Here is a 19,516-nt window from a genome sequence, read left to right as displayed (position 1 = left end):
TTTAGGGTCCCGCCAAGCAGCGAGTCGGCTTTTGAAGCTGTATGGAACGGCTTCGCTTCATACAGCCACAAGTGTGACGGTTGCTGACCTCATTGTAGAAAATGTCTCGATCGTTATTTTCATATTTCCACATTAGCAAGGTCAGCGCTGCCTACCTGACGTAACGCTCCTTCCCGTACAATCAATAATGTAAGGGGCATTCACAAAAAGCCCGAAACAGGAACAGCATCTTATAACAATCCAAGGGGTGGAGCATGTGGGCATGTTACGAACAACGGCGGTGGTATCCATTGTCACAGTACTTTCGGTGGGCTGCAGTCAGGGACAAGCGAGGGACCCCGGTCCTGCAGCGGCCAAAGCCGAGAAGCCGCCGGAGCCGGTCACGCTGAAATTGTACGACGTGCAGGTGGTGAGCGATGAAGACCTTGAAATTTTGTACAACGGGCCGATCAAGAAAAAGTATCCGCACATTACCGTGGAGAAAATAGACCGGACCAAGGTGTCGTTGCAAGATGTCATTTCTACGAATCAGCAGTTCGATCTATTCACCATAGGAAATTCCGAAATCGCCAAATTCGAGGATCTCGGTTTCTTTGAAGATATGACGCCACTGCTGGACAAAAACAAAATGGATCTCAGCCGGTTCGACCCGCGAGCCATCGAGTCCACGAAAAGCGTCTCGCATGGCGGACTATACGGCGTGCCGTTCGCCGTGCTGACCTGCGCTTTATTTTACAACAAAGACATCTTCGATAAATTTGGCGTCAGCTATCCGAAGGACGGGATGACGTGGGATCAAGTGATCGAGATAGCGAAAGCGCTGACCCGTCAGGAAAGCGGCGTTCAGTATATGGGAATTCATCCGGAAGCATTGGTAAGGGTCGGCAAGCCTCTCGCACTGAACCCGGTCGATCCGGTGACCCATAAGGCCAGCGTAACCGGCGAGCCGTACAAGCGAGCGTTCGAGTTGGGCAAGCTGCTCAATGACGTGTCCGCCAACGCGCAAAAAACGACATACTGGAACCCGTTCTTCCGGGATAAAACGATAGGCATGGTCGCGACCTACAATATATTGACGTCTCCGTTCTTCAGGGAAACGGAGGGGAAGCTGAATTGGGATATGGTGCAGTACCCGAGCTTCAGCGATATGCCGAACAACGCAGGGCCGTATTCGTTCCACCTGTATGGCATAAGCAAGACGAGCAAGCAGAAGGAAGCCGCCACTAAAGTGATCGAGCTGCTGTCCTCCGATGAGGTGCATATGTCCATGGTTCGCTCGACCGGACGCGTCAGTGCGCTCAAGGACCCTAAGTTCCAGCAGGCTTACGGAGCGGACAATCCGATCTTGAAAGGGAAAAACATTCAAGCGATGTTCAAAAGCACATACAGTCCGGGATTGCAGTTTTCCAAGTATTCCGGGAATGCATCGACAATTATGGAGGCGGAGTACAAAAACTTCCTGAATAACAAATATGATGTCAACACGGCGCTTCGGACGGCGGAAGAAAAAATCAATCAAAATATTGCTCAGGAACTAAAGAAATAAGGATGACCGCCCGCAGCATCGCTGCTGCGAATCTTACTGAGGAGGAGCCTTATGAAATCAAACGATGAGCAACTTGCGGATAACCGGATGACCCGAAGATCCATGTTAGCCTCCATCGGGCTGGCGGGAACCGCTATGGTCGCCGGCGCTTCCGTCTGGAACTCGCTCGCTGCGGAAACGAAGGCCGCGGGAGGCACAGCGACGGTGCCGATATACAATGTGAAAGACTACGGAGCCGTGGGGGACGGAACAACGAATGATACGGCGGCGATCCAAAGCGCGTTAAACGATGCGCAAACGGCAAGCTTCTCGCATGTTGTCATTCCGCGGGGCACGTACAAAACGACGGCGGCGCTGCGCATCTTCGGCAACACCCGGCTCACGCTCGAGAAGGGAGCAACCGTTCTGCGCTGCCATAACTCGACGATTCTGATCAACGGCTTGAACAACGTGAACTTCTCAGGCTACAATGGGCATGGCAATATCATCATCGAGGGAGGGGTATGGGATTGCAACGTATTGCAATATCCCGATCCCGGCAACTGCTTCGGTCTGGCTCGCGGAAGAAATATCGTCATTCGGAATCTTGAGGTGCGCGACGTCCCGAACTGCCACGCCATTGACATGAACGGCTGCGATAACGTGCTGGTGGACAACTGCCGGTTCATCGGCTATCTGGACCCTCAGACGGACCAATCCAGCGGTTTGCGTGAGGCGATTCAGATCAGCCCGCATCTTCAAGTCGGCTTTCCTTACTTCGGTGCGTTCGATGGGATGCCCTGCCGGAATGTGATTGTCCAAAACTGCTATTTCGGAGCCAGCGGGACAGCGGGCACACAGGCGTGGCCGACCGGCGTGGGCAACCACTCCTCCGTTCATAACGTGTACAATTCCAACATCAAAGTATACGGCAACACGTTCGAAGGGATGACCTACGGAGGTGTGCGCAGTCTGAAATTTACTGAAATGGGCGTAATGAATAACCGTTTTATCGATTGCAAAATGGGCGTGATGCTATCCAATACGCAAGCGAACACCGAAGGATCCAAGGATGCGGACGGCGTCCAGTCCGGCCTGCCGCAATCCGGCAAAAATTACATCATTCAAGGCAATACGTTCACCGGAACGGTTACGACCAATATTTACTGCGTAGGCAGCGCCAAAGATGTTGCGACGTACGCGAAAGTGGAGTCGGTCCTCATCGCTGACAACGTATTTGAGCAAGGGCCTGCGGCGAACAATTGCATGACGATCCGTTGGACAAACGATGTGACGATTAGCGGCAACGTGCTCCGCAACCAGTACCGCGGCATTTTCCTGTCGTATGTCAGCAATTGCAACATTCATGACAATACATTCGTCGATATGGCGACCGAAGCGGTATACACCGAAGAACCGGATGCCGCCTATCGGTATAACGGATTAACCGCCAACCTGATCGTCCATGACAACTTAATTCAGCGCTGCGGGAGGACGGGCATTTTCATTCAAAGCCTCGACGGTTTTCAGGTGGAAAGCAACATGATCGAGTCTCCTGCCACGGAGACCGACAACACGCGAAGCGGCATATTGGCGGCCAATATGGCCAAAAATGGCCGGATCGCCGGAAACCGGGTGAAGAAAGCCGCTTCCGGCAACCAGAATCAATACGGAATTAACGTCACCGATACGTGCAGCGATGTACAGGTGACGAACAATTACGCTGAAGGCAAGACCGGCAGGATTCATGTCGCTGGAGCGGCTAACTTTGAAGGCATCTGGTTTCACAGCACCGACGGCACGCGCTTCATAATGACAGTCGATAATAACGGTTCGCCGGTATTTACGGCCGGTTGATCCGCGAAACGATCAAGAACGGGGAGAAACGCTTATGGAAGCTCAACTTAGCGGAACCGGAGAAACCGCGAAATTTCGTATCATGACCTCCAATATTTGGGGGAATTGCGGCGATATGGCCATCGCTAACCGGGACGATAACCTGGCCGTAGTGTTTAAGCAGTACATGCCGGACGTTCTCGGGCTGCAGGAGGTGTCGCCAAAAGCCCGACGGGAACCGGTCCCCTTGTTTGAATTGCTAGGCTCGTACTATGCGGAAGTTGACGTAGAGATCAGCCCGTTAAGCAACAATTACACCCCGCTGCTATATGCCAAACAGCGGCTAACGGTACTGGACAGCGGCTTTCATCGTTTCAGCGGCTTAAACGATTCGAATTCCAAATCCGTCACATGGGCGGTGTTCGAATGCAAACGGTCCGGACGACGATTCGCCGTATGCAATGTCCACTTTTACTGGAAATCGGACGAGGCGGGTGAGGAGGCGAGAAGGAGCAACAGCAGAGAGCTGATCGGCGTTGCGGAAGCGTTACAGCAGCAGTGGCCCGTGCCGGTTTGGTGCATAGGGGATTTCAACTGCCGGTCATCGAGCGCACCGGTTCAGCTGTTGTTCGACAACGGCTTCGCCGATGCCCAAAGTACGGCGCTCGTTCATGCGTCGGACTCGAATGCCCACCATCCGTACCCGGAATGGGATGAAGCGCTGCAGGTCTTCGTCAACGGGCCGGCGCCGACAGGCGTATACGCCCAGGCGATAGACCATATATTCTATCGGGGCAGCGAGATAACTGTTTTAGTATATGAAACGATTGTTTGTCAGGAAGCGCTAGACGCATCCGATCATTGCCCGATCTATGCAGACGTATCGTTTGTCATCGGCGACAGTCGAATGATCATTAATCTCTCAAAGTAATACAAATAAGCAGGCCTTGCAAACTGGCACCGACACATGCCAGTTTTTTTGTCGTATAAGAACCCCTCCGGTTCAACCTGGGGGATCATAACACAGTCGAAATAGCCAAGTTATTAATCGTTTATGGCGTAGGAACAAACTAGGCGAATTGTTATAATATTTGTGAAAATCACTCTTGGAGTAATCAAAAACCCATTACAGCGGAGTGCTCACATCGTACATGTAAAGGAAAACAGACGAAACGAAAGCGAGGAATCAATCATGTCCGCACAACAACCGCACATTTTGCTGATTACGGCCGATGAGCTGCGCAAGGATGCGCTTAGCTGTTACGGGAACGAGACCATCCAAACAACTCATCTCGACAAGTTTGCGGAGATGTCGGTCCAGTTCTCACGGGCATACTCGACCAGTCCGTGGTGCCTGCCGTCGCGCTGCGCGATGCTTACCGGCAAACTTCCTCACAACAGCGGAGCCTACAGTAATTTCCGCAAATGCGAGCTGAGTACGGGCATTCCGAATATGTTCCAGGTGCTTAAGCAGGGAGGCTATACGACATCGGTTCACGGCAAATGTCATTTTTCCCCGGTTCCCTACGGGGAGACCCGGCGCGGCGCGACTTTGCCTTATGAAGAATTCCGCAGTTATTACATGTCTTTGGGCATTGATCACCTCGATTTGCAGGATGACAAGCAGGTGTCGGTCTGGTTTTATGACGATTACGCCAAGGAGCTAGACGAGGCCGGTTATTTGACCGCATACCGGGATGACACCTGGGACCGCAGCAAGGCGAAGGTGTTTCCTTTTCCTGGGCCTGAAGAATGGCACCCGGATAGCTGGGTCGGCCGCAAGGCAGTTCAGTTTATCGAAAATCATGACGAACAACAGCCCTTGTTCTGCTGGGTGTCATTCAGCGGACCGCACTATCCTTTCGATCCGCCGGCATCGTACTTCGAGCGTGTAGATATGAGCAAAGACAAACCGCGTGCGCTTAAGGAAGGGGAGTTTGACGACCCGTCCCGCATACATCACCGGAGCTACCACGGCGACGGGCGGGGCATTTGTGACGGCAGCGGACCGGCGCCAGGCCACGCGCAAAAAAATTACACGGAGGATTACTGGCATCATTTGCGCAAAAGCTATTATGCCAACGTCGCGCAGATCGACGACCAGATCGGGCGCATATTGGAGACGGCGCGGCGGAAATGGGGCGATAATGTGCTCATTATATTTACGGCGGATCACGGGGAAATGCTCGGCAATCACGGCATCTGGGGCAAGGGCGATTGCGGCTACGAAGATGTGCTGAACGTCCCTTTAATTGTCCAATATCCCAGGGAAACGGCAGGACAGAAGACCGATGCCAAGGTAATGCTGACCGATATTATGGCTACCTGTATGAAAGCCGCAAACGCTCCAGAAGTACCGACGGACGGCAGGGATTTCAAAGAATTGATCGAAAGCGGAGGCTATACATACGTGTTCAGCGAGGGAGAAGGATTTTTCACCGTTAGCGACGGACGGATGAAATATATTCATGTCGTCAAAGGCGGACGCGAGCATTACGAGCTGTTCGATATGGAACAAGATCCTTTCGAGTTCGACAACGTGATCGACCATGAACAATATGCACCGGTACTGGCGGAGCTGCGGAACGCGGCGAACAATGTATTTCTTAAGAAGCTGCTGGCCTAAGCATTGCGGGTCCGCCGATTACCGAACAGCCGGTTCTTTCCGGCATTAAGCAGCGTTGACTCAGGCGGATATAGAGTAACCGGAATGTCCAATTCCATACTGTTTTCCCCGACGCAGATCTTAGGAGGTTGGTTGAATCGTGCAAAATAAAATGAATATCGTATGGTTGGTGCAGGATCATGTTACGTGGAAGCATTACAAGGACACCGCGGGCCCGAAGCCGACACTAGTCACATACGACAAAATAGCAGCGGAAGGAACCGTGTTTAACCGCGCCTATACGGTTACGCCGCTGTGTTCTCCGGCGAGAGCAAGTATGGCTACCGGCGTTTACGCCCATAAGCATGGTATTACAAGAAATGATGAAAAAAGCTTAAGCAAACAATTTTTGCCGGGAATCAAACCGTTTAATCAATATTTGCAGCAACACGGTTACCGGACGGGGTATTTCGGAAAATGGCATGCCGGTATGCCCGGACCGATGAAATTGGGGTTTGAAGGTTTTTCCCTGCCCGGTTACGGCAACCCTTACGGTTCGCCGGAATATGCGGACTATTTGAAACGCTTCAATCTTCCTGATCCGGTAGTCGATGTGGAATGGACTTTGGGGGAAAAGTTGGAGAATTTCAATTTGACACGTCTTACCCGATTTGCCGGGGGGGATCCGAGCGGGTTCAAGGGAGCGTCGACCGCAGTCGTCAAATCCCCTAAGGAAACGATGGAAGCTTACTTTATTTCGCAGCTTGCCTGCGATTGGCTGGAGCAGAGAGCACAGGATGGAGAGCCTTTCGTCATGCGCGTTGACGTATGGGGGCCGCATCAGCCTTATATCGTCGCCGAACCTTTCAAGGATACGATCGATCCGAAGCAAATTCCCGAATATCCGAATTTCAGAAATACGTTCGAGGACCGTCCGAGGTATCATCAAAAAGATAGAAATAAGTGGAGAACCACGACAGGCTATACCGATTGGGAACAATGGCAGCCTATCGTGGCGAGAGCGTATGAAACGTTCGCTCAGACGGACGCAGCGCTCGGTAAAGTATTGGACGCTCTAGAACGAACGGGGCTGTTGGAAAACACAATCGTCATTTATACGGCCGATCACGGCGATATTCTCGGCTCGAACGGAGGGCTGTTCGACAAAGATTCGATGTTGACGGAAGAAACGATGTGCATTCCGCTTGCCGTTAGAATGCCGGGTGCATCGGAGAAAGGCGTGAAGCTCGACGCGCTCGTTTCAAACATGGACATTGTACCAACAGTGCTGGAAATGGCGGACGTCCCAGTACCTTCCCACATGGATGGAAAAAGCATTGTACCGCTGCTCAACAACCCGGCGTCGCCTTGGAGGGAAGATTTAATGGCGATGCACTTCGGACATATTAACCACGATGACATTCAGCGGGTGCTGTATCATGGATCCTATAAATATGCGGCCCATTTGGATGATAGCGATGAGCTTTACGATTTGTCCGCTGACCCGTTCGAGCTCAAAAATTTGATTCACGAGCCGGATATGAGGGATGTTTTGCAAGATATGAGAGCCCGGCTGCATAAAAATATGGTTGCATGTGCGGATTTGGCTGAAGATTCCGCAAGACTGATCGAACAAAAAACGATGCTGCCGTAAACGAACAGGAGGCGGAGCATGAATACACCGAATATCGTTCTCATTACAACCGATTCTCAGCGTTGGGATACTTTGCGCTGTATGGGGAGTCCTTTCGCAATATCGCCTCATCTGGACAAATTGGCATCGGAAGGTGTCCTGTTCGAGCAGGCGCATACGTCGTCGCCGGTCTGCTCCCCTGCACGCTGCAGTCTGATGACCGGTCTCCATACGCCGATTCACGGGTGTATCGAGAACGGTATTCGGCGCAAGCATCCGCTGCCGATGTTTCCCGATTTGCTGAAGGAGCAGGGCTACACGAATCTGATGATCGGCAAAACCCACTTCGGCTCTGTCCCTGATTCATTCGATATAATCCACGAAGTGACGGAAAAATCGAACGATGGGGACGATGCGTATGCCAAACATATTCGCAGTCACGGCTACCCGCGCAAAAGCAGCGGAGTGCCCAATCCGGTGCCGGAGTCGTTGTTCATGGACGCGTTCCTTGTCGATACGGCTATAAGCGAAATCGAACGTGCGGTTGCCGAAGGCCAAGGTCCGTTTTTCGCATTTTGCTCCCTTGTTAGCCCACACGAGCCGTTCGATCCTCCGGGCCGGTTTGCAGAGTTGTATGACTCGACCGTGCTTCCGCCCATTCGTTATGAGGAAGGAGAAATATCCGCTTTCCCGCTTCATCTGAAGAAGCTGCTCGGCTTAATGGCAGACGATACGGGAGAGAGGCCGGTACGCAATGGACTGAAGCATCTCCACGAGCAATCCGGGAGGTCTGACCGTGATGAACGGTTGAAAGAAGTCGATCGGATTCGCAAGCTGTACTACGGTTCGGCGGCTTATTGTGACGAGCAGATCGGAAGGCTGATCGCCTACTTGGACCGGAGCGGCTTACGGGAAAACACGCTTATCCTGTTCACTTCGGATCACGGCCTGCAGATGTTCGATCACGGCTTTAATGATAAGCATAACTATTACGACGCTTCTTGGCGCATCCCGTTTATCATGAGCATGCCGGGAACGCTGCCCGCCGGCGAGAAGCGGGATTTTGCCATATGGAACGACATCCCGGCCACCTTGCTCGCCGCGGCAGGTACGTCGTCGCCGTATATCCAGGGGTTCGATTTATTCACCCCGCTAGCACAAGGGCTGCCGTCCCCGAGAAGATGCGCCGTGGCGACGCTGTACAAATCGGCGGCCATTGCGACCGAGCGGTGGAAGCTGGAATACTACTTCGAAGAGCGAAAGGGGAGGCTGTTCGACAGGCTTGCCGATCCTACGGAGCACAGCGATTTGTATGAGCGGCCCGAATACGGTGAAATCCGCAACTTGCTCGTTCAGACGCTGCTTAGTTGGCGTTCCGATCTTGTCGATGTGAACGAGCTGATCCGTTCTACAAGTGGCGGCGGGCCGGTCGCACGGCGAATTGCCCCTCACACTAAGGCGATGAGAGGAGTCGATTCCGAAATAAGGCTGAATGAAGCGATAGAGGAAATAGCAAACAAAGGATGAAGGAACATGGCCTAACCCTGTACGCCACCATAATAGCGTTTCCGGTAATTGCTGGCCGATATAGCCTCGTAACTGCTAAACATTCTGCTGAATTGGTTCAGTGTGTCGAAGCCCGTCATTTCCGCAACCTCTTTCAGCGTGTACGCCGTATTGACTAACAGCTCCTTCGCACGCTGAAGGCGCAGCTGCCGGAAATACGCCATGGGCGCAACGCCAACCGTTTTACGAAAAAGAAGCCTTAAATGGCTTTCGCTCAAAAATACGAATTTCGCCAAATCGGACAGCGTCAGCTTCCTGCCGATATTTTGCTGCATATATGCGCATAGCTCGCTAATCCGAGGATCGATATCCCGAGGCTCGGCTGGCAAATAGGGCTGCATCAACCCGATGAATCGAGCGAACCATAGCTGGAACGTAGCGCTCAGAGCAAGCAGTGCGGCCGATTCCTCGGTATTGACTCTGCTGATGATCCGTTTCGGCTGATTCAACGCATGGAGCATATTGATTACACTTATCGCTTCCGTTGACAGCTGTGCGGACAGGCGGGACATTTCCCGGAATGCTGCCGCATCCTCTATGCTCGTAATCACGGGCATTTTGTAAAGCTGGACAAAATGCAGAGAACCGACCTTGAGGTCGCAGCCGATGGAATAGTAGCGAATCGGATCGGAAGCCGGATCGCCTTTCAATACGGTACGGGGCGTTTGCGGAGGAATGACGACGATATCCCCCGCCTGCACCTCATATAAAATACCATTAACTTCAATGGTTCGTTTACCGTCCACGACGACCCATATGATCGTTTTTGCATAACTTGCTCTTGGAAATTCAACATGGGCTTCCACGTGATTGTCGTTGACCCACGCCATACGCAATAAGAAGTCCTCGACAAATTTGATTCTGCTTAATATGGCCATTCGCGTATCCCCCCCTATAAATGTATTTTAAAATATTCGAAATTGAATAATCCTAAACCGGTACATTTATATCGCGAGCCATGGCCAAATGCTACTTTTTTAATTGTAACATATTCCTTAACCGTTTGTGTGGCAGCGATTACATGAAGCGTAAAGGGAGGTAGGAAGCATTGAAAAAGAGAAATCGGTGGAAGGTTGTTACCTTAGCTTCGCTTGCATTGGCGATGGCCGGATGCAGCCCAGGGGGTTCCGGAGAAGCGGCAGAAGACAGGAAAAACGAAATATCGGTGGGGTCAATAGATGTAGTCGATAAGCCAGTGACATTAAAAATATATTTTCCATACCCCGACGATGTGTATGCCAGATTCGTTCAGGAACCTGTCGCGAAAAAATTTCCCAATGTCACCTTAGAGCGGCTCGTGCCGAGCAAAGGCGGTCCGGAAGGAATGGGAGAGTTGCTTTCCGCCGGGAACGTGCCCGATCTTTTCTACGCAGTCCCCGGTTGGTACGGGAAGCTGCAGCTCCTTCATGTATTCGAAGATTTATCTCCGCTGATCAAAAAATATAACTTCGATATGGGCAGGCTGCACCCGTCCATTCTCGAAACGGTCAAAAGCTATTCCTCCGGCGGCAAAATCGAAATCATGCCGGAAAGCATGGCGACTTTGTTGCTCGTCTACAACAAGGCGATCTTCGATAAGTTCGGAGTACCCTACCCGAAGGACGGCATGACATGGGATCAAATATTGACGGTCGCGCGAGGGGTTAGCAAGACGGATAACGGCACCGAATACCGCGGACTTGATTTTGACCGGTTTTTCCCTATCAATAACAGCCAATTGTCACTGCCTTTTGTCGATACGAAAACGAATAAAGCGATTACGACCTCTGACGGTTGGCAAAAATTAATTTCCACGTTGAAAGCGGTATATGACGTATCCGGCAATAAGCCTTCGAAAGCGATTGGAAACGGTGCGCTATTTTTCAAAGATAAGACGCTCGCTATGTTCATCGGGCATATTAATTTTTTGAACAACCTGATGGCCATACCCGATTCCGAGCTTCAATGGGACATGGTAACGATGCCGACCTTCAGCGAATTGCCTGGAACGGGCACCCAGGTGAATACGCCTTTTTACTCGATTACACCGTCATCCGCTCATAAGGACGAAGCTTTCAAAGTGATTGCCTATTTGATGTCGGATGATATGCAAACATTCTATAACAAAGAAGGCCGCTTGACCGTCTTGAAAGATAATGCGATCCGCGATCAATACGGGGCGAATTTGAAGCAGTTGTCCGGCAAAAATGTGAAAGCCGTTACGTCGCTGCAGCCCGCGCGGCCAAGACCGTTTACATTATACGACGATTATGTCGTTACACAGCTTTCTACCGCACTGCAAAGAGCGACTTTGGACAACGTCGACATCAACACCGCTTTGAGAGAAGCCGGGGAATTGGCCAATAAAGACATCGAGAACCATATCAATTCGATGAAATAGCTGCATATATAAAGGAGTGGAGACCATGTCCAGTTCAAAACCTAACATTGTATTGATCGAAACGGATCAGCAAACAGCGGAAACGCTGAGCTTGTATGGCAATCCGGTGCTGAAAACCCCTGCACTGGAACGTCTGGCCGAACAAGGGGTCGTCTTTGATCTTGCGTTTTGTAATTATCCGGCTTGCTCGCCGTCGCGTTCTTCCATGTTTACCGGCCGGTACGCTTCGACGATCGGGGTGCACGCCAATCATATGCTGATCAACCCGAACGAGACGACGCTTCCACAGGTGTTGAAGGAACACGGGTACCAGACCGCGATCATCGGAAAAAATCACGCCTTTATGAATGATGCGACAAAATCGTATTATCCGGGAGCTGTAGCGGAAAAATCAAGTCTGCTGCGAGAGGTGTTCGACCATGTCCGACTGGCCGAGCATGGCCATATGGTCGACGGATACCGGAACGATCCGGAGGTGAAAGCCGCTCACGAATGGGCGCAGCGTAACTGCTGGTCGAGCCCTTTGGGGCATGGAACGAACCCGGCCCGGCCCGAGAAATGCGGTACGTACCTTATCGGACAATCGATGATCGATTATTTGGAGGAAGTGAGGGACCCGGAGAAGCCCTTTTTAACCTGGCTCTCGTTCCCGGATCCGCATACGCCGTACCAAGTTCCGGAGCCGTATGCCAGCCTGATTAACCCGGCCGACGTGCCGCTGCCTCCCAAGGACAATCTCGACGGTAAGCCGGAGCGACAGAAGGTAATGCACATCATGGATGCGATGGATTGCGCCGATGACGACCTGATCCGCAAGGTGCGTGCCATTCACTACGGAATGATCAGATTTATTGACGACACACTCGCGAAAATTTTTGCGAAGATGGAATCACTTGGACTGATGGAAAATACGGTTATCGTATTCACTTCCGATCACGGGGATTCCATGGGGGCGCATGGACTCATTCAGAAGCATAACGCGTTCTACGATTCGTTCACCCATGTGCCGTTTATCGTATATGCGCCGGGGTACAACGGACCGAAACGAACCGATCATATGGTCGAGCTGATCGACGTTATGCCAACGATCCTCGACTTGGCCGGCGTGCCCGTACCGTACGGCTGCCAAGGCCGTAGTCTGGCGCCGTTTCTTCAGGGAAAGCCGTACGCTCCGAGAGAGTATGTCGTGATCGAAAGCGGTGAAGAGGGGGAGCCGATCAAGCTATCGGATATTACCGTCCGGCCGGAGCACCCGTTCGACGAGCGTTACTTTGTATGGTGCGCCTACCGTGACGCATGGATGGGCAAAGGGAAAAGCATTCGTACCCATGACTGGAAGCTGAATGTATATGCAAGCGGGGAAGGCGAGTTGTACGATTTGAACAACGATCCGGACGAGCTAACGAACTTGTTCGGCAACCCTGCTCAAGATCGGATTCGAAACGAACTGGAGCGGAAGCTGCTCATGTGGTCGATTGCGAAAGAGGACCGCCTTCCGATGAACCGTACCGTCAATCTGAATTACGAACAAAAGAAGAAAGAAGCTGTGAAACCGGAACATTGAAAAATTCTTTTCGATTCGAACGAAATGTCCCAATTGCACACCGGTGTTCCATATTTGGTTTTAATAAGATAGAGCATGAACGTTAGAAAGGGGCTTGCGCCTGTGAAACGAAAAAACGTGGTCATCATCATGAGCGACGAACAAAGCTGGGATACGTTGGGCTGCCACGCCAACCCGGCATCCGTTACGCCAAATATCGACGCCCTCGCTGGCGAAGGGATTTCTATGGATCGCTGCTATACGGCATATCCGTTGTGCTGTCCCGCCAGGGCCAGCCTGTGGAGCGGCTTGATGCCGCATGCTCACCATGTGACGGGCAATTGGCGCAGCATCCGCGAGGATCTGCGCGACGAAGGGCTGGTAAAAAACTTCAAGCACGCAGGATACCACTTGATTTATACGGGAAAATGGCATGTGCCGGGCACTACGCCGGCCAGACAGCATTATGACGATATATCGGCAATCCCGGCTGTTATCGATGGGAGAGACCGCGGACGTTTTATCGAAGAATATCGGGAGTATGCAGCCGCTCAAGGCTATGATCTGCATCCGACGCATATCGAAAACTTGACGCACGAAGATATACGCAAGCTGAGAGAGAAGGATAAGGCACCCTGCGGCACTTCGGAAGTTAGACTTGAGCATTTTTTGGAGACGTGGCAAACCGGAAAGTTTCTCGAAGCGCTGGACCGCAGGCCGGAGCATACACCGTTTTTCGCTGTTTGTTCGTACAATGCACCTCACTTTCCTTTAATCGTGCCGGCCCCTTACGATCGGCTGATCAAGCCGGAGGACATTCAATTGCCAGAAAATTTCTTGGCCGGTCTTGTTCATAAGCCCCAGGAAGTGCTTCAATCCAAGTTTTACAAGGAAATGAAAGGGCTGGACGAGAAGGAATGGAGACGATTTATTGCCCATTATCTGGGTCTCGTCGCATTGATCGATCATCAGGTCGGCGAAATCGTCCGTTATTTGAAACAAAACGGGCTTTACGAGGATACCGTCATCGTCTTTCTCTCTGATCATGGAGATATGATGGGAGCGCACGGCTTGGTGAAGAAAGGGTTCCCGCTTCACTATGAGGAAGCGCTGCGCGTACCTCTCATTATTGCAAACGCCGGAGAATCGGCCCAAAGGACTAGCAATGCTCTCGTGTCTCTAATCGACGTTGTTCCGACTTTAGCGGAATTAAACGGTGTTCCCATCAAGCAGCCGATCGACGGCCGTTCCTTCGCAGATGTGCTCCAGGGCACATCCTCGGAACACCGCGAATTCATCTTAGCGGAAACTTTTAAGTTAGGCGGCGACGAAAGCGCGGGGGTTGGCGGAGAAACTATGACTCCTGATCAGTTGAATCCGGAGACGGACAGTTTTAACATTTCTGTACGGAATCACCGTCATAAATATGTATTCCGATATAAAGATATCGAGGAGTTATACGACCTCGATACCGATCCGTTCGAGAACGTAAACATCGCATTCGATCCGACTCGCGCGGCGGAGCTGCAGCAAATGCGCGAAACTTTGCTGAACGAGTTGCGTGCGTCAAGTCCGTTTCTCGGACGGTTGGTTGAACATAAGCTGCTGAATCATCCCTAAATCCAACGGGTATGTCCCTTTTACACACCAATTTTTCCTTTTCTTCTATTCTTAAAGGTGACCGAGCGGATTAAGATGAAATTATAGCCGGACGTATTCGTTCCAATGAAGGAATAAAGTGCGGAAACTTCATCAACAGGAGTGATTCGAAATGAGACCCAATTTGGTATATGTATTTGCCGATCAACTGCGCCTGTCATCCTGCGGTTTCGCTGGCGACAGCAAGGCATTAACGCCTAATATTGACAGACTGGCGACGGAAAGCCTGAGTTTTTCGAACGCCGTTTCGGGTCATCCGGTTTGCGCCCCATACCGGGCCTCCCTATTTACCGGCAAGTATACGACGAGCACGGGCATGGTCATCAACGAAATCCGCATGAACCCGAGCCATCGCAGCTTCGCCCATGTCCTTCATGAACAGGGCTATGATACGGCCTACATCGGCAAATGGCATTTGTGGGCCAATGAGCTCGGCAATCATTACGAGCCGCGAAATTCTTTCGTGCCTCCTGGGGAGCACCGTCTTGGCTTTGACGGCTTCTGGGCGGCATATAATTTTCACCATGAATACTATAATATGTACTACCACACCGATACGGCGGACAAGATTCCGATGGAAGGTTATGAACCCGACGGGCAGACTAGCTTGGCCATCGAGCAGCTCAAGAAAAAGGCGGCCGAGCAAAAGCCTTTCGCTATGTTTTTATCGCTGGGCACGCCGCATGATCCGTGGGATGTAGACAACGTTCCACCGGAATATTACGAAAAGTTTAAAGATGTCGAGTTTTCGCTTCCGCCGAATTACCTGGAACATAACGACCAGTATGCAGACAATTGGGCGAAGATCCGTCCTGAGGGTAGGGCGCAGATTACCGACTGGCTTAAGGTGTATTACGCTATGACGGCCAATCTGGATTGGAATGTGGGCAGATTAATGCAGGCGGTTGACGAGCTGGGGCTAAGCGATAACACAATCTTCATCTTTACCTCCGATCATGGAGAGCTGTTCGGAGCCCATGGCAGACGAGGGAAAAATATTTTTTACGAGGAAGCAGTTCGCGTTCCTTTCTTACTCCGCTGGCCGGGAAGCGTCCCGCAGGGCGTCGAGTCGGACGTATGCCTGAACACCTGCGACATCATGCCGACGCTGCTTTCTATGTTGAAGCTGCCGATTCCGGCAGAAGTCGAGGGAATGGATTTAAGTCCGTTCGCGTTCGGGGAGAAGGGGGAGGAGCCGGAGGCGGCATTCTTGCAAGGCACCGGGGCGACGGCGGCTTGGTCGGACGGTCATGAGTGGAGGGCACTCCGAAACAAGCAGTTCACTTATGCCGTTTACCGGGCAGACCGGAAGGAACTGTTGTTCGACAATACGGCGGATCCGTTCCAAATGACGAATTTGGCGGAGCATCCGAACTTTGAACCGGTCGTGCGCCGATTTAGAACGATGCTGGAAAAGAAAATGAACGAAATCGGGGATACATTTGAAAGCTGCAGCTGGTACCGAGATCACTGGACCGAGAACCGGATCATTTTGAGAACCGCCACGCTTAACCCAAGTAACGATAGCTCAGTTAATAATTAATAAGTTACGATCAGCATGATGGCTTACCTATGTACGATAAAAGCAATGAATAAAGCTATGCTTCGCTGAGAGGAGTCTAGGAAAAGTGAATCACTTTACGGACTTAAACGAAAATTGGCGTATTGAGAAAATCGAGCAAGTGATGATGAAGGGAGAACGCAGGAGGCGGGCTGGCTGCAATGCGAGACTTGGCGAACACGGAAAAAATGTCAGCTTTCCTTTGGTCCGTATAACCATGGGTGGCATGACGGGCTATAGTTGGTCTCGCGTCACCCGAGCGGATGCCGATGCTATGATCGGGGCTTCAGTAAGCGAAATTTTTTGTGAGGAGCAGTGGATACGCGACCGGTTCCTAAGCATTCAATTCCCGTTGTTCGATTGGCTTGCCAAAGTAAGAGAAATTCCGGTGTATGAACTATTGAGTGGTAAAAAGTGCACATCTCCGTTGGAAGTTCCTTGCTACGATACTTCCTTGTATTTTGACGATTTGCACCTGAGCTCGGATGCGGATGCAGTTGCACTTCTGCAGGAAGAAGCCATGCAAGGATATAATGAAGGATTCCGCGGTTTCAAAATAAAGGTAGGCCGTGGCGCCATGCATATGGATTTATGGGAAGGCACCAAACGGGATATCGCTATCGTCAACGGGATCCGAGAAGTCGTCGGCCCACAATGTAACATTTCCATAGATGCGAACAACGGGTACAATCTGAACCTGACCAAGCATGTGCTGAAAGAAACGGCCCAGTCCAACCTGTTGTGGATTGAAGAGGCCTTCCATGAAGATGACAGGCTTTACCGCAATCTGAAAGAATGGTTGGCCGCGGAGAGGCTGAATGTGCTAATCACAGACGGTGAGGGGTTGGCTGCCAAACCGATAGTGGAATGGGCCGAGCAGGGCTTGATCGATGCGATCCAATATGATTTGAAGGACTACGGCATTGTGAATTGGCTGAAGTTGGGAAAAAGACTTGCTAAATCCGGGGTGAAAGCAGCGCCGCACAATTACGGCGGTTTTTACGGTAACTATGCTTCCGCTCAAGTGTATCCGGCTATCGAAGGGTTTATGTACGTCGAGTGGGATGAGGCACAAATCCCAGGCATCGATACTTCAGGCTATCTCATTAAGGATGGTAAAGTTTCCGTGCCCCCAACTCCAGGCTTTGGCTTACATATTGACGATGCGTATTACCAAAACAAAGTAAGTGAAAGCGGCTGGGTGGCGGAACACACCGTTTGAAAGCATCTGAACAACGAAAGGAAATGAAGACATGACGAACTTACCAAGAAACGATTATCCAAGACCGCAATTCGTACGGGGGAGCTGGGTCAGCCTTAACGGCGCATGGGAATTCGCCTTCGACGACAGCCGGGCAGGCCGCAAGGAGAAGTGGCACCTTGGAGGAACGGCATTATCCGGTCAAATTCAAGTACCCTTCACGTTCGAAAGCAAACTGAGCGGCATCGGCGAACCCGGTTTCCACGATACGGTGTGGTACCGCAGAGCGTTCGATGTACCGGAAGATTGGTCAGGCAAGCGCGTTCTTCTTCATTTCGGTGCCGTCGATTATTTGGCGAGCGTTTGGGTGAACGGTGAGCTTGTAGCGACGCATGAGGGCGGGCATACTCCCTTTTCTGCCGACATTACGGAAGCGCTGCAGTCGGAAGGCGACAATGTACTTGTCGTCAGAGCGGAGGATTTCAGCCTGAACCTGTCGCTGCCCAGAGGCAAGCAATTCTGGCAGCCGAAATCCCGAGGCATTTTTTATACTCGTACGACCGGAATTTGGCAGTCCGTCTGGATGGAGGCGGTCGAAGAAACGCATCTGGCTAAGGTAAGAATGACTCCGAATATCGACAAGGGTGAACTAGAAATCCACGCTTGCGTGAATGGGCTTAGCAAGGACGACAGCCTTGCGCTGAAGGTGGAGGTCTCGTTCAAAGGGACGCCAGTTACGGAAGATGTATACGGACTCAAGGCTCAGGAGGAAGTGCGGACCGTCCTGCTGCAGCATTACAACGGATTTCGCCGCTGCCACCTGTGGTCGCCGGAAACCCCCAATCTATATGATGTCAAGTTCACCTTGACGAAGAACGGTCAAATCGTCGATGAAGTGACCAGTTATTTCGGCATGCGTAAAATTTCCGTAGAAAACGGCAGGCTGATGCTGAACAACCGGTTTTATTATATGCGTCTGGTGCTGGATCAAGGCTATTTCCCGGACGGCAACTTGACGCCACCTTCGGATGATGCGATCAAAAAAGACGTTGAGCTGATGAAGGAGATGGGCTTCAACGGAGCCCGTAAGCATCAGAAGCTGGAAGATCCGCGTTACCATTACTGGTGCGACAAGCTCGGCTTGCTGGTCTGGAGCGAAGCGGCGAACGCTTATCAGTATTCATTCGAGTATGTGCGGCGTTTCACGAAAGAATGGCAGGAATCGATCGACCGGGACTACAACCATCCCTGTATCGTCGCCTGGGTTCCGCTGAACGAGAGCTGGGGTGTCTGGGACATTAAAGAAAACGAATACCAGCAGCAGCATGCGCTCGCCATGTACCATCTGACCCGTTCGCTGGACAAATCCCGTCTCGTCGTTTCCAACGACGGCTGGGAGCATATGCGTACCGATTTGTTGACGATTCACGATTACGAGGCATCGCAGGAAGTACTGGAGGAACGTTATCGTACGGCCGAGAGCTCGATTCATTCGCTTAAGCCGCATACAAAGCTGAGCTTCGCAGCTGGCATGCAATACGAGGGACAGCCGATCCTGGTCAGCGAATTCGGCGGCATTTCATTCAAAAAGAGCGAGTGGGAAGGCTGGGGGTATTCCGGCGCCGAGAATGATGAGGACTTTCTGGCGAAGCTGAAGGCGGTAGTCGATCCTATGCTCACGTCACCGGTCATTCAAGGCTTTTGTTATACTCAGCTGACCGATGTTGAGCAGGAAATTAACGGTCTGGTTACGTACGACCGGACTCCGAAGGTGCCGCTAGAGCAAATCCGCAGCATCGTTGCGGGAAAAATCGCTCCAAAGTCGATTTAATCCGTTCGTTTATACCGCATTTAGTCCACAAACTGCTTTCACATTGATAAGGAGCATGCTTCCGCAGGCTCCTTTGTCATTCTCCGGTTTATTACCGCATACATCCATGTATTTCGCCCAGGCTCAGGCATTGTGCAAGAAAGGCATATCGATAAAAAATAGCAAATTGATAAAAA

The 19,516-nt window shown here is 51.5% G+C and carries 13 protein-coding genes; 12 read left to right on the top strand and 1 reads right to left on the bottom strand.

Going from position 1 to position 19,516, the window contains the following annotated elements; translation table 11 throughout:
* Positions 1-262: 262 nt before the first annotated feature.
* The 6 genes from ACFQI7_RS00715 to ACFQI7_RS00690 all read left to right on the top strand — a co-directional run bounded on the left by ACFQI7_RS00715 (position 263) and on the right by ACFQI7_RS00690 (position 9,126).
* Complete coding sequence (locus ACFQI7_RS00715; RefSeq protein WP_218096495.1) at positions 263-1,546, top strand: ABC transporter substrate-binding protein; 1,284 nt, start codon at positions 263-265, stop codon at positions 1,544-1,546.
* Between the two features lie 51 nt (positions 1,547-1,597).
* Entirely contained in the window at positions 1,598-3,382 is a 1,785-nt protein-coding gene (locus tag ACFQI7_RS00710) for a NosD domain-containing protein (protein WP_218096494.1), read from the top strand.
* A gap of 34 nt (positions 3,383-3,416) precedes the next feature.
* Positions 3,417-4,292, top strand: a complete 876-nt coding sequence (locus ACFQI7_RS00705) for an endonuclease/exonuclease/phosphatase family protein (protein WP_218096493.1) — start codon at positions 3,417-3,419, stop codon at positions 4,290-4,292.
* A gap of 261 nt (positions 4,293-4,553) precedes the next feature.
* Entirely contained in the window at positions 4,554-5,987 is a 1,434-nt protein-coding gene (locus ACFQI7_RS00700) for a sulfatase family protein (protein WP_218096492.1), read from the top strand.
* A 139-nt stretch (positions 5,988-6,126) separates the two neighbouring features.
* Positions 6,127-7,620 carry a sulfatase-like hydrolase/transferase gene (locus ACFQI7_RS00695; RefSeq protein WP_218096491.1) on the top strand — a complete coding sequence of 498 codons (1,494 nt, stop codon included), beginning with the start codon at positions 6,127-6,129 and terminating at the stop codon, positions 7,618-7,620.
* An 18-nt stretch (positions 7,621-7,638) separates the two neighbouring features.
* Positions 7,639-9,126 carry a sulfatase family protein gene (locus ACFQI7_RS00690; protein WP_218096490.1) on the top strand — a complete coding sequence of 496 codons (1,488 nt, stop codon included), beginning with the start codon at positions 7,639-7,641 and terminating at the stop codon, positions 9,124-9,126.
* An 11-nt stretch (positions 9,127-9,137) separates the two neighbouring features.
* On the opposite strand, the gene ACFQI7_RS00685 is transcribed toward ACFQI7_RS00690, so the two are convergent.
* Positions 9,138-10,043 carry an AraC family transcriptional regulator gene (locus tag ACFQI7_RS00685; protein ID WP_218096489.1) on the bottom strand — a complete coding sequence of 302 codons (906 nt, stop codon included), beginning with the start codon at positions 10,041-10,043 and terminating at the stop codon, positions 9,138-9,140.
* 170 nt (positions 10,044-10,213) lie between these two features.
* Between ACFQI7_RS00685 and ACFQI7_RS00680 the strand changes: the two genes are divergently transcribed.
* The 6 genes from ACFQI7_RS00680 to ACFQI7_RS00655 all read left to right on the top strand — a co-directional run bounded on the left by ACFQI7_RS00680 (position 10,214) and on the right by ACFQI7_RS00655 (position 19,340).
* Positions 10,214-11,545, top strand: a complete 1,332-nt coding sequence (locus tag ACFQI7_RS00680; RefSeq protein ID WP_218096488.1) for an ABC transporter substrate-binding protein — start codon at positions 10,214-10,216, stop codon at positions 11,543-11,545.
* A gap of 25 nt (positions 11,546-11,570) precedes the next feature.
* On the top strand, positions 11,571-13,109 hold the full coding sequence (locus ACFQI7_RS00675; protein WP_218096487.1) for a sulfatase family protein: 1,539 nt from the start codon (positions 11,571-11,573) through the stop codon (positions 13,107-13,109).
* Between the two features lie 102 nt (positions 13,110-13,211).
* Positions 13,212-14,708, top strand: a complete 1,497-nt coding sequence (locus ACFQI7_RS00670; protein ID WP_218096486.1) for a sulfatase-like hydrolase/transferase — start codon at positions 13,212-13,214, stop codon at positions 14,706-14,708.
* Positions 14,709-14,859: 151 nt separating this feature from the next.
* Positions 14,860-16,290: a sulfatase family protein gene (locus ACFQI7_RS00665; RefSeq protein WP_218096485.1), complete on the top strand. Its 1,431-nt coding sequence runs from the start codon at positions 14,860-14,862 to the stop codon at positions 16,288-16,290.
* Between the two features lie 85 nt (positions 16,291-16,375).
* Entirely contained in the window at positions 16,376-17,530 is a 1,155-nt protein-coding gene (locus ACFQI7_RS00660) for an enolase C-terminal domain-like protein (RefSeq protein WP_230414567.1), read from the top strand.
* Between the two features lie 31 nt (positions 17,531-17,561).
* Positions 17,562-19,340, top strand: coding sequence for a glycoside hydrolase family 2 protein (locus tag ACFQI7_RS00655; protein ID WP_218096484.1), 1,779 nt, complete (start codon positions 17,562-17,564; stop codon positions 19,338-19,340).
* Positions 19,341-19,516: the final 176 nt, after the last annotated feature.

Source organism: Paenibacillus allorhizosphaerae, assembly GCF_042659105.1.
GTDB classification, from domain to species: Bacteria; Bacillota; Bacilli; order Paenibacillales; family NBRC-103111; genus Paenibacillus_G; species Paenibacillus_G allorhizosphaerae.
The sequence above is the reverse complement of the archived record's forward strand: the minus strand, read 5'-3'. Positions and strand labels throughout refer to the sequence as shown.